Below are 12,707 nucleotides of genomic sequence, written 5' to 3'. Positions count from 1 at the left end.
GTATGCAGGTGACCAGTATCTGGAAGCAATGGTTAAAAAAAAGATTTCGGTTTGAGCAGAGTAAAAAAATTGGTCAACGCGATATTTTGATTTTTATTTATCAGCAAGGTTTCTTATATCTTGTGTTGATTTTTATCACATTTATTGCGGGTATTAACTATGCCAATAATTTGATATTAGGTTTCTGCTTTTTAATTAGTGCGATCTTATGCATTAGTTTTTATATCACCTTTAAACAATTGCATGGTCTTGAGATAGACATCATTACTGATGAAGTCGGACAGGTAGGGCACTCGATTTTATTTAAAATCTACTTGAATCAACCTTATTCATATTCACGTTATTTATCGATCTCCATCGATTCTGAGACACAGCACATTCACATTGACCAAAAACAGTCTGAATGTGTTATTCAGATTCAGGTTGATCAACGAGGACAGTATAACTATCCCGATATACACATTGCTTCAGTGTATCCATTTGGTCTTGTTCGAGCTTGGACTTATATCTTTCATGGACGACATGCATGGATTGCGCCTCAAGCCAAAATAAATCCGAATACAAGCTTTTCAAATGCATTTGTATTGGATCAGGAAAAAGATGAGTTTAAAGAATTAAGAAGTTTTCAGGTCGGCGACTCATTACAAAGTGTATCTTGGAAGCAGGCTGCTCGTGGACAAGGTTTGTATATTAAAGTTTTTGAAGAGCATCAACAGGATCGATGTGTTGATATTCATTATCATCATATGCCGTCAATCGAGCATGAAGAAAAGCTCAAATATATGATGGGTGTGGTGGAGCAGTGTGAGCGATTACAAATCCCTTTTAAGCTGGTGTTACCTCATGCCGAACTGAATCAAGGGTTTGGAACTGAGCATATCAAGCAGGCTAAAATTCTGCTTGCTCAGGCATAAAGTGTGAAATAGAAAATAGGTTTAGATATATGGTACATCCTAAAGTTTCACAATCCATGCTATTGAGTTTGGCACTCATTTTATTTATCCAGATTATTTATCTGCCTTATGCTTTAATTTTGGTGCTCTGTATTGAGCTTATATATTTATGGCATATTCAAAAAAGTAAAAAAAATGTCTCCAAAGCAATAAAATTTAGTTTTACAGCAATTGCACTTGGCGCGATTTATCTGCATTACCATACCTTTGTTGGTGTTGAGGCTGGGGTAGCATCGCTGACAACTTTTCTATTTGCAAAAGTATTAGAAACCCAAAAAAAACGTGATTTGATCATCGTTTTTAATTTTGCCTTATTCGTGGCGGCAAGTACGTTTTTATATAGTCAAACGTTGTATGTTGCTTTGGGAGTGGTGCTGTGCTTAGTGAGCTGTTTTGTAGGACTCTATAGAATTCAATCCGCGGAGTTTTTGTCCACTCGAGAAACTAAAAATGGCTTAAAGCACGATGTCATTCATGTTGGTAAATTCATCGGATTGGCAATTCCTTTTTTTTTACTACTCTTTATTTTTTTCCCAAGATTACCTCCGCTTTGGCATCTCCCGATTCAGCAAAATAAGGGAATGACAGGAATCAGTGACTCTATGTCCCCAGGTGACATTGCTGAGCTGTCTCAGTCAAATGAATTGGCATTTCGTATTATTGGTGATATGACAAAATTACCGACGCGTTCAGAAATGTATTGGCGAGCTTTGGTCTTAGATCAATATGATGGTCAAAAATGGACGAGTCATGGATTTAATAGAGGGTTAAACGAGTTAAACTCTTATCAACTTTCTATTTTAAATCAAAAAGTTGAATATCAGTATTTGGCTAAAGATCCTTCTGTAGATTGGATTATGGGATTAGAGCAATCTGTACCTCGACAACGAAATTATTATCTCCGTTATGACGGTGGTATTTCAGCTCAACGACCTATTCAAACGGCTCAACCTATAAACTTAGTTTGGTTAGGGCGTGGGACGAAAATAAATCATGAACTTAGTCAGTTTCAAATTCAGTATTACACCCAGTATCTCCATCAGCGTGATATCAAAAGTCAAAGTTTAGCGTGGGACTTATTTATTAAAAGTGGAGAGCAGCCAGAGCGTTATATCCAGCAAGTTTTAGACTGGTTTAAGCAAAATAGCTTTCAGTATTCTTTATCTCCCGGTGTTTTGAGTGGTGATCGGATAGATGCATTTCTGTTTAATTCACGACAAGGATTTTGTGAGCATTTTGCTTCTAGTTTTGTCATGTTGATGCGTTATGTCGGTATTCCTGCCCGAGTCGTGACTGGTTATCAAGGAGGTCAATTTGCGCCAGACCAGAAAAGTTGGGAAGTGAGGCAGTTAGATGCACATGCTTGGACTGAAGTATATTTTGGAGGTCAATGGCAGAGGATTGATCCCACTGCAATGATTGCTCCTGAACGTATTGATCAGGGAATGCAAAATTTAATTCAAAATAATCAAACACTCTACTCTGAGAATACAAATTGGTCAGTTGCAAAATATCCTTTTTTGACAAAAATTCGTGTATGGAGTGATTACGCAAGTTATCAATGGCAAAGTAAAATTGTTGGATATAACGCTGATCAACAACAGAATTGGATGACAAAATTCGGAATTCATTCAGTTGCTTCAGTGTTTGTGATTATCCTTGCAGGCTCACTGATCATATTAGGATGTTATGCACTATGGATGTTGAGAAAAAAAAGAAAACACTATTCACAAATCGATTGGGTACTTCATATTTTTAATAAAAAATTAGGACTTCACAATCGCCGTTATTCTTACGAAACGGTTCGACAATGGTTGGAAAGAATTTCATCACCTTTAAGTCAAAATGATAGAGCTGTTTTCCTCGAAATTATCATTCTGTACGAGCACTTAAGTTATTCACAATCGAGTATTTCCAAACAAGAGTTCGCAAATTTTAAGTCAATGATTAAAACTTGTTCATTTCTTTTGGTTAAATATGAAAAAGGCTTGTCAGCCAAGTGATTTTTGCATAAGATGCGAAGCATTCTAGGTGTATAGCTCAGTTGGTTAGAGCGCTACGTTGACATCGTAGAGGTCTCCAGTTCGAGTCTGGATATACCTACCAAGATTTAAAAAAAGGGCTTAAGTATTTTACTTAAGCCCTTTTTTCGTAATCAAGACATTACTTCTTTTTTTAAAAGTAAAGTATTCGTTATCACTTGCTCTATCAAGAAAAATTGCGTTTAAAAAATCTCTAAATTTGATATTAAATTATATATTTTAAGTATAAATACCCAAAATGCTTTAATCTAAATATTGGGTATTTCCGTAATTTATTAATATACCCGTACATTAACACTTACAATAACGCCCGAAATGTACGCTTTTGCCATCCTGTTTAAATATGAGACACGTATAATGTTCATATTACAGGGAAGTTGAGATCAACGTTCATTACCAGTTCTTCACTTTTCATTCAGAAGTAATGAAATTCATACAGTATTATCAAACTAAAGATGGATACTATTTTGTATGTTATTTCATCAAAATAGCGTACTAAAAGCTTATTTCATTGACTGAAATGCGACGAAGAACGATACTCTCAACGTTTTAATTTAAGCAAATCGGTTCTAAGAGACTGGACCAAAAGTTCGGTGCTCTGTAACTCAATCCAAAGCAAGGGGCTATATATGGCTGGTGGAAAGTCAACTATCATCTACACACTGACCGACGAGGCGCCATTACTGGCGACTTACTCACTACTGCCGATCATTGAGACCTTTACTAAGCCTGCTGGTGTTGAGATTGTAAAAACTGACATCTCAGTTGCAGCACGCGTGCTCGCTGAATTCTCTGAATACCTTAGCGAAGAGCAGAAAGTATCAGACAATCTTGCAGAATTAGGTCGTCTTACACAAGATCCAGACACAAACATCATCAAACTTCCAAACATCAGTGCATCTGTAGCTCAGTTGACTGCATGTATCAAAGAGCTTCAATCAAAAGGCTATGCAATTCCAGATTATCCTGAGAATCCTACGACTGAAGAAGAAAAAGCACTCAAAGCACGTTTTGGTAAATGCTTAGGTTCAGCAGTAAACCCAGTATTGCGTGAAGGGAACTCTGACCGTCGTGCGCCTGCTGCTGTTAAAAACTATGCGAAAAAACACCCACATTCTATGGGTGAGTGGAAACAGTGGTCACAAACTCACGTTTCTCACATGGATGAAGGTGACTTCTATCACGGCGAAAAGTCTATGACTTTAGATCGTCCTCGCAATGTGAAAATGGAACTGATCACCAATTCTGGTGAAACCATCGTTCTTAAAGACAAAGTTGCACTGCAAGACGGCGAAATCATCGATTCTATGTTCATGAGCAAGAAAGCACTTTGCGACTTCTATGAAAAAGAATTAGATGATTGTAAAGAAGCGGGCATCTTGTTCTCTTTACACGTTAAAGCAACCATGATGAAAGTTTCACATCCGATCGTATTCGGTCACTGTGTGAAGATTTATTACAAAGAAGCGTTCGAAAAACACGGTAAACTGTTCGACGAACTAGGTATTAATGTAAACAACGGTATGGCTGGTCTTTACGAGAAGATCGAAACTTTACCGACTTCTTTACGTGAAGAGATCATCGAAGATCTACACGCATGTCAAGAACACCGTCCTGCTTTAGCAATGGTGGATTCAGCAAAAGGTATCACTAATTTCCATTCTCCAAACGACGTGATCGTAGATGCTTCTATGCCTGCAATGATCCGTGGTGGTGGTAAAATGTGGGGTGCTGACGGTAAGCCTTACGACTGTAAAGCAGTAATGCCTGAATCTACATTTGCGCGTATTTACCAAGAAATGATCAACTTCTGTAAGTGGAATGGTAACTTCGACCCACGCACAATGGGTACTGTACCTAACGTTGGTCTAATGGCTCAAAAAGCTGAAGAATACGGTTCACACGACAAAACATTCGAAATCGCGCAAGCTGGTGTAGCTAACATCACAGATATCGAAACTGGCGAAGTTTTAATGTCTCAAAACGTGGAAGAAGGTGATATCTGGCGTATGTGTCAGGTGAAAGATGCACCGATCCGCGACTGGGTAAAACTAGCTGTAACACGTGCACGTAACTCTGGTATGCCAGCAATCTTCTGGTTAGACCCATACCGTCCACACGAAAACGAATTGATCAAGAAAGTTCAAAAATACTTAAAAGATCACGATACAGATGGTCTAGACATCCAAATCATGTCTCAAGTACGTGCAATGCGTTACACACTTGAACGTGTTGCTCGTGGTCTAGATACAATCTCTGTAACGGGTAACATTCTACGTGACTACCTCACTGACTTGTTCCCAATTATGGAGCTTGGTACTTCTGCGAAAATGCTGTCTATCGTGCCTTTAATGGCGGGTGGTGGTATGTACGAAACTGGTGCAGGTGGTTCAGCACCTAAACACGTACAACAACTTGTTGAAGAAAACCACTTACGTTGGGATTCTTTAGGTGAGTTCCTTGCACTCGCTGTTTCACTTGAAGAGCTTGGTATTAAAGAAAACAACCCTAAAGCTAAACTTCTTGCGAAAACATTGGATGCTGCAACTGGTAAATTACTTGACAACGACAAATCTCCATCACGTCGTACAGGTGAGTTAGACAACCGTGGTAGCCATTTCTATTTAGCGAAGTTCTGGGCTGAAGAATTAGCAGCTCAAGACGAAGATGCTGAATTAAAAGCGACATTCTCTACTTTAGCGAAGACTTTAGCTGAAAATGAAGAGAAGATCGTTGCCGAACTTGCAGAAGTTCAAGGTAAATCTGTTGATATCGGTGGTTACTACGCAATCGATCAAGAGAAAGTAAATGCAGTTATGCGTCCAAGTGCAACTTTAAATGCTGCTATTGCAAGCATCTAATAACACTTAAGTTGAACTGAATTTCAGTTTGGCGGATTAAAAAAGCTGGTACTTCGGTACCAGCTTTTTTTTGTTAAAATTTTTGTAAATAAAACACTGATTACGTCAAATTAGAGAGAGCTTAAGGGGAGGATCTAAAAAACTTTCATTCAATTTGCATGCATTTCTGATTACAATGCGTTTTAATTTATTTTTAACTTATCTAGCTGTTTGGATAAGTTCTGTAGGTGCCCGCATGGAAATCAAAGTCAATTATCTCGACAATCTTCGACAGGAAGCAAAGTTCGACGATTTCACGGTTATTGCCGATCAACCTATTCGTTATAAAGGTGATGGATCTGCACCAGGCCCATTTGACTATTTTCTTGCGTCTTCAGCATTATGTGCAGCTTATTTTGTAAAGGTGTATTGTGCTGCACGAGATATTCCTACAGAAAATATTCGATTATCCCAAAATAATATTGTTGATCCAGAAAACCGTTATAAACAAATTTTTAAAATTCAAGTCGAATTACCCTCAGATATCTCTGAGAAGGATCGACAAGGTATTTTACGTTCAATCGACCGTTGCACTGTAAAAAAAGTCATTCAAACAGGTCCTGAATTTGTTATTGAGGAAGTTGAAAGCATTGATGCGGATGCTCAAGCTTTACTTATGCCAAATATTGCCAAGGAAAATGTGACTGTTATTCCGGGCAAAGATTTACCGCTTGAAGAAACGATTGCCAATATGTCTGCAATTTTGGCGGGCTTAGGAATGAAGATTGAAATTGCGTCTTGGCGAAATATTGTGCCAAACGTATGGTCTTTACATATTCGCGATGCACAAGCGCCAATGTGTTTTACCAATGGTAAAGGTTCAACGAAAGAGAGTGCCTTAGCATCTGCATTAGGCGAGTTTATTGAACGTTTGAATTGTAATTTCTTCTATAACGACCAATTTTGGGGTGAAGAAATCGCAAATGCTGAATTTGTGCATTACCCAGATGAAAAGTGGTTCCAACCAGGTCCAAATGGTGAATTGCCATCAGAAATTTTAGATGAATATACACTTGAAATTTACGATCCTGAAGATGAGTTATTAGGCACACATCTGTACGACACAAATTCTGGCAATATTGAGAGAGGTATCTGTTCATTACCATTTGTGCGCCAGTCAGACGGTGAGATTGTATATTTCCCTTCAAATTTGATCGAAAATTTGTATCTGTCAAATGGTATGAGCGCAGGAAATACCTTGGCTGAAGCACAAGTACAATGTTTATCTGAAATATTTGAGCGTGCGGTTAAGCGCGAAATTTTAGAGGGTGAAATTACCCTGCCAGATGTACCTGAACATGTTCTAGCAAAGTACCCAAAAATAGTTGAGGGTATTAAGGGACTTGAGGAGCAAGGTTTTCCAGTGCTGGTCAAAGATGCTTCATTAGGTGGGAAATTCCCAGTCATGTGCGTGACATTAATGAATCCAAGAACGGGTGGCGTTTTTGCATCATTCGGGGCTCATCCAAACTTTGAAGTTGCATTAGAACGCAGCCTAACAGAGCTTTTACAAGGTCGTAGTTTTGAAGGTTTAAATGACTTACCACGTCCTACTTTCAATAGCCATGCACTGACAGAACCAAATAACTTTGTGGAACACTTTATTGATTCATCGGGTGTTGTGTCTTGGAGATTCTTCAGTTCGAAATCTGATTATGATTTCGTAGAGTGGGATTTCACCAGTCAAGGTGAAAATACAAACGCTGAAGAAGCTGAAAAGATGTTCAATATCCTAAAAGAGATGGGTAAAGAAGTTTACATGGCTGTATACCAACATTTAGGTGCAACTGCATGCCGAATTCTGGTGCCAGGATATTCTGAGGTGTATTTGGTTGAAGATCTGGTTTGGGACAATACCAATAAAGCTTTAGCCTTTAGAGAAGATATTCTTAACTTACATCGTTTAGATAATGAACAGCTCGAAGCTTTGCTAGAGAAACTTGAAGAAGTTGAAGTGGATGACTATACCGATATTATTACCTTGATTGGTGTTGAATTTGACGATAATACGGTGTGGGGTCAGTTAACTATTCTTGAATTAAAACTATTAATTAACTTAGCTTTGGAAAATTTCGAAGAAGCGAAAGACCAAGTAGAACAGTTCTTACAATACAACACCAATACTGTAGAACGAGGCTTATTCTATCAATGCATGGATGTTGTATTAGAAGTGTTGTTAGATGAAGAAATGGAAATTGAAGACTATGAACCGAATTTTAGACGTATGTTCGGTGATGAGAGAGTTGATGCTGCAATAGGCTCAATCGAAGGTGATGTGCGTTTTTATGGATTGACGCCAACCAATATGCAACTTGAAGGTCTCGATCGTCATTTAAAACTTATTGAGAGCTATAAGAAGCTTCATGCTGCCAGAGCACGTTTTGTTTCTCAACAAAACTGATCGAATGAAAGGCCACTATGAAGAGTGGCCTTTTTCTTTTAAAGATCAGCAAATTGATGCATCTAGTTGGGGTACTCAATTTTTTATAATAAAATGAAGTTGTTATGAAAAGTACTGATAGTATTTATTAAAAATAGTAATTTATTGATATTTAAGGGAAATAATTCTATTTAACTGGTATTATTAGCTAAATGCATTATCATAGTGCATGACGAGTTAACTTAAGGCGAGCATTATGAATTTCTTGAAAAAAAAGAATAAAGCAAGTTTCGTTTTCTTTATTATTACTGCGTATTCCTGTTTGGGCTTTGGATTAGGTTACCTAATTTGGGAATACCTCCAAATGAAATAATGTTCATATTGATCGGTAAGAGTGCAAATTTAGAACGTATTCACTGTTAGCAAGCTTAATTTACTCTACCATTTAAAATTAAATGATCTAAAAATCATCAGTGATTTCTTAAGGGGTATATTTAAATTTATATTTTTTAACGTGATTTAAATAAAGATTAAATTTTAGCGTTTTATAACCTATTACTGTGTATTCAGCCCTTCAAATTCAGTCTATGTTATAATTAAAAATATATCCCGATAGATCGAATTGTCTAGCGACTGTTCAATTGATAGATCATCATATCAAAGCTGCTTTATTGCAGCTTTTTTAATTGTGCTTCAATTTATCGGAAATCTCATTTTGGTACGTTTATTGAATGCGTCATCTGAGCTACATTTGCCAATGAATCATTGAATAAATGATCTAAATAATTTTTACGACTCGCTCGATCTTAAGCAGGGGCTCGACAATGACAAATCCAAATTCTTCAGCGGGTTTGCTTGAACGCTTATTTAAACTAAGCGAAAACAAAACAACTTTTCGAACTGAAATGATTGCAGGGATGACGACATTCCTGACAATGTGCTACATCATCATTGTCAATCCAATGATTCTGTCTGAAACAGGAATGGATCATGGTGCGGTATTTGTTGCGACATGTTTAGCAGCAGCAATCGGTTGTTTTGTCATGGGTATTATTGCCAATTACCCAATTGCATTGGCTCCGGGTATGGGCTTAAATGCATATTTCACCTATTCGGTATGTTTAGGAATGGGTGTGCCTTGGCAAACCGCTTTAGCTGCGGTATTTGTGTCTGGTCTGGTCTTCATCGCGATCAGTATGTTTAAAATTCGTGAAGCTATCGTGAATGCTATTCCAATGTCTTTAAAATTGGCTATTGGTGGTGGTATTGGTTTATTCCTAGCATTAATCGCTTTGAAAAATGCTGGCATCATTGTGGACAATCCTGCGACTCTAGTGGGTTTAGGTGAATTAAAACAACCAACCGTTCTCTTAGCCTTATTCGGTTTCTTGATGGTTGTTGTTATGCATCACTTTAAAATACGTGGTGCGATTATCATCAGTATTTTAGTGCTGACTGCAATCTCAACATTCCTTGGATTGAGTGAATTTAAAGGCGTGGTTGGTCAAATTCCTTCGATTACACCAACATTCATGCAAATGGATTTTGAAGGCTTATTTACCGCAAGTTTAATCGGTGTAATTTTTGTGTTCTTCTTAGTTGATCTATTTGATTCAACAGGAACGCTGGTTGGTGTTTCACATCGTGCTGGTTTACTCAAAGATGGTAAATTGCCACGCTTAAAGAAAGCTCTGTTTGCAGACTCTTCAGCGATTGTTGCTGGTGCTGCATTAGGTACATCATCAACGACACCATATATTGAGTCTTCTGCGGGTGTAGCAGCAGGGGGGCGTACAGGTCTTACAGCGGTAATAGTTGGCTTACTTTTTATTGCTTGTTTGTTCTTAGCACCGTTAGCTCAATCTGTTCCTGGGTTTGCAACTGCACCAGCCTTACTCTTTGTAGGGGTATTGATGATTCAGGGAATTACGCATATTGATTGGGATGATATTACTGAAGCGGTTCCTGCTTTCTTAACGATCGTGTTTATGCCGTTCACTTACTCAATCGCTGATGGTATTGCCATGGGCTTTATCAGTTATGCATTGGTGAAGTTACTTACAGGTAAAGCATCTACAGTACCATATATGGTATGGATTATCGCAGTATTATGGGCGCTAAAATTTGCAATGTTTGGCGGCTAATTTTTAACAGTTTTTAAAAGGGTGTAAACTCAGTTTGCACCCTTTTTATTTTTTGGTTTCATGAGGAGTAGCAATGAACCGTGTTGAGTTAATTAAAGCTTTACCTAAAGCTGAGCTTCATGTCCATATTGAAGGGACATTTGAACCTGAGTTGATGTTTGCCATTGCTCAGCGCAATGAAATTGCAATCCCATATCAATCAGTTGAAGAAGTCAAACAGGCTTATAATTTTCACAATCTGCAATCATTTCTAGATATTTACTATGCAGGTGCGAATGTATTGATTAATGAGCAAGATTTTTATGATCTTGCATGGGCATATTTTGAAAAATGTGCAGAAGATCGAGTGGTTCATACTGAAATGTTTTTTGATCCGCAAACCCATACAGATCGTGGTGTATCATTTGAAACGGTAATTAAAGGCTTAAAACGAGCTTGCCACGATGCTGAGGAAAAATTAGGCATCACAACGCATTTGATTATGTGTTTCTTACGCCATTTGAGTGAAGAGGCTGCATTTGAAACACTTGAACAAGCGTTACCTTACAAAGACCAAATTATTGGGGTCGGGTTAGATTCAAGTGAAGTTGGGCATCCACCTTCTAAATTTGAAAGGGTATTTGCAAAATCACGTGATGAAGGATTTTTGGTTGTTGCTCATGCAGGTGAAGAAGGTCCAGCAGAATATGTCTGGGAAGCTTTGGATGTACTTAAAGTGAATCGTATTGATCATGGTGTACGTTCTGAAGAAGATCCAAAGTTGATGCAGCGCTTAATTGCAGAAAAAATGCCGCTTACAGTATGCCCATTGTCTAATCTTAAATTATGCGTTGTAGATGATATGAAACAGCATAATATTCGTCGACTCTTGCAGCAGGGTGTACACGTTACAGTAAATTCTGATGATCCATCATATTTTGGTGGCTACATGAATGATAACTTTATTGCGATCGCTGAGGCCTTGGATTTAACAAATCATGAATTAAAGCAACTCGCTATAAATTCATTTGAAGCATCGTTTATTTCCGATGAGCAAAAACAAAAGTGGAAAGATAAAATTCTCGCAATTTAAAACAGTTAAACTTGTTTATGTAAAATACTGGAAGGTGGGGGCAAAATCCCACCTTTGGTTTAATATGCTTTAAACAATAGAGCCGAATGTGATGTTGAAATTGAAGTCTTTGTTTTGCCTGAGTCTGCTAGTGTTGCCCGTAGTTATCGCGAATGCAAATACGACATTGACACAGCGTATATTAAAGCCTGTCATCCAGTATCAATGTGAGCGTGAAGTCGACCATTCAAAAATATGGAAAATAACGACATATTTAATGAGTGAAGAAAACAAAAAGAAATTAAAATTAGAAACCTGTGATTGTGTATCAAATCATGCTTTAAAAGATATTCCGGCTCAGGAACTTGCCAAAGCAACAGTTAACGAAGATATCAAGCAAGAAGTCATTCGAAAAGCCATGTTGAATAGCCTAAAAGCATGTGTGATTAGCTCTAAATCTCACTCAGAAATTTAGAGCCGTACTCAATCAATCTTTAGGTTGTTTGGTCATGCTGTCTAAGACATGATCTTTATCTATAAAGTGATGCTTTAATGCCGCAGCAATATGTCCGAGTAAGAGTAAACCTGCAGCCCAAGAAATCCAAATATGTAGTGGTTTTACAATTTCAGTTACTTGAGGATTCTCATCTATTAAAGCAGGTAGATCAAATAAGAATAATACTGGTGCAGGGTAGCCGAGACTCCAACTCCATAAGCAACCCGTAATTGGTAAAGCCAGAAGCATAAAATAAAGTCCAAGATGCCCTAAATGTGCAAGTCTTTTCATGAGGGGTGACATTGTCTCTGGTAACTCGGGTGCAGGATGGGTGTAGCGCCAAAAGATACGAACCACGACCAGAAAAAGAATGGTGGTTGCAATATTTTTGTGAAGCGTGATGACGTCACCTTTGAAGCTACCATCTACTTCATAACTTAAAAAATTGCCGCTATAAAAGCCGATCGCCCACGCCGTGATAAAAATAATCGCCATGACCCAATGCAAGACTTGAGCTGTACGTGTGTAATATTTGGATTTATTATTCATGATATAAACTTATGATTGAATTTCGCACATAATAATTTAAGCATAAATTATTTATAAGTATTGAAATGGGACACAGTGTTGAAAATATGCAACGGAATGCGACTTATAACTGAACATATAGTCGGGAAATACAAAAAATCTATTTCTTCATGATGTTACATTAGGCAAAATAGCTCAATTCGTAAGATCATA

The 12,707-nt window shown here is 37.7% G+C and carries 9 protein-coding genes and 1 tRNA gene; 9 read left to right on the top strand and 1 reads right to left on the bottom strand.

The features are described 5' to 3' along the window. Positions 1-8 precede the first annotated feature (8 nt). The 9 genes from AC1M86_RS01070 (at position 9) to AC1M86_RS01030 (ending at position 11,945) form a co-directional block, all read left to right on the top strand. Complete coding sequence (locus AC1M86_RS01070; RefSeq protein ID WP_481607042.1) at positions 9-914, top strand: DUF58 domain-containing protein; 906 nt, start codon at positions 9-11, stop codon at positions 912-914. Positions 915-943: 29 nt separating this feature from the next. Next, positions 944-2,956 carry a transglutaminase TgpA family protein gene (locus AC1M86_RS01065; protein ID WP_481607041.1) on the top strand — a complete coding sequence of 671 codons (2,013 nt, stop codon included), beginning with the start codon at positions 944-946 and terminating at the stop codon, positions 2,954-2,956. Between the two features lie 26 nt (positions 2,957-2,982). Beyond that, a tRNA-Val gene (locus AC1M86_RS01060) sits at positions 2,983-3,059 on the top strand. Positions 3,060-3,624: 565 nt separating this feature from the next. Then, positions 3,625-5,856 (top strand): NADP-dependent isocitrate dehydrogenase, encoded by a 2,232-nt coding sequence (locus AC1M86_RS01055; RefSeq protein ID WP_092766105.1) that lies wholly within the window; start codon positions 3,625-3,627, stop codon positions 5,854-5,856. A gap of 235 nt (positions 5,857-6,091) precedes the next feature. Further along, positions 6,092-8,296, top strand: coding sequence for an OsmC domain/YcaO domain-containing protein (locus AC1M86_RS01050; RefSeq protein WP_092766263.1), 2,205 nt, complete (start codon positions 6,092-6,094; stop codon positions 8,294-8,296). Between the two features lie 235 nt (positions 8,297-8,531). Next, positions 8,532-8,648, top strand: a complete 117-nt coding sequence (locus AC1M86_RS01045; protein ID WP_092766106.1) for a hypothetical protein — start codon at positions 8,532-8,534, stop codon at positions 8,646-8,648. 451 nt (positions 8,649-9,099) lie between these two features. Beyond that, positions 9,100-10,419 (top strand): NCS2 family permease, encoded by a 1,320-nt coding sequence (locus AC1M86_RS01040; protein WP_481607040.1) that lies wholly within the window; start codon positions 9,100-9,102, stop codon positions 10,417-10,419. Between the two features lie 73 nt (positions 10,420-10,492). Then, positions 10,493-11,491, top strand: coding sequence for an adenosine deaminase (locus AC1M86_RS01035; protein WP_481607039.1), 999 nt, complete (start codon positions 10,493-10,495; stop codon positions 11,489-11,491). A 130-nt stretch (positions 11,492-11,621) separates the two neighbouring features. After that, positions 11,622-11,945: a hypothetical protein gene (locus AC1M86_RS01030; protein ID WP_481607038.1), complete on the top strand. Its 324-nt coding sequence runs from the start codon at positions 11,622-11,624 to the stop codon at positions 11,943-11,945. Positions 11,946-11,957: 12 nt separating this feature from the next. Here the strand turns inward: AC1M86_RS01030 and AC1M86_RS01025 are convergent, their stop codons facing one another. After that, positions 11,958-12,515 (bottom strand): cytochrome b, encoded by a 558-nt coding sequence (locus AC1M86_RS01025; protein ID WP_481607037.1) that lies wholly within the window; start codon positions 12,513-12,515, stop codon positions 11,958-11,960. Positions 12,516-12,707 lie beyond the last annotated feature (192 nt).

The sequence above is a fragment of the Acinetobacter sp. ANC_7654 genome (assembly GCF_056779855.1).
Note: the sequence above shows the minus strand (reverse complement) of the source record. Positions and strands in the feature narration are given on the sequence as shown.

Bases quoted from the DNA above. Each gene is read 5' to 3' on its own strand.
- AC1M86_RS01035 (WP_481607039.1), top strand. From the start codon at position 10,493: ATGAACCGTGTTGAGTTAATTAAAGCTTTACCTAAAGCTGAGCTTCAT.
- AC1M86_RS01065 (WP_481607041.1), top strand. From the start codon at position 944: ATGGTACATCCTAAAGTTTCACAATCCATGCTATTGAGTTTGGCACTC.
- AC1M86_RS01050 (WP_092766263.1), top strand. From the start codon at position 6,092: ATGGAAATCAAAGTCAATTATCTCGACAATCTTCGACAGGAAGCAAAG.
- AC1M86_RS01040 (WP_481607040.1), top strand. From the start codon at position 9,100: ATGACAAATCCAAATTCTTCAGCGGGTTTGCTTGAACGCTTATTTAAA.
- AC1M86_RS01055 (WP_092766105.1), top strand. From the start codon at position 3,625: ATGGCTGGTGGAAAGTCAACTATCATCTACACACTGACCGACGAGGCG.
- AC1M86_RS01045 (WP_092766106.1), top strand. From the start codon at position 8,532: ATGAATTTCTTGAAAAAAAAGAATAAAGCAAGTTTCGTTTTCTTTATT.
- AC1M86_RS01025 (WP_481607037.1), bottom strand. From the start codon at position 12,515: ATGAATAATAAATCCAAATATTACACACGTACAGCTCAAGTCTTGCAT.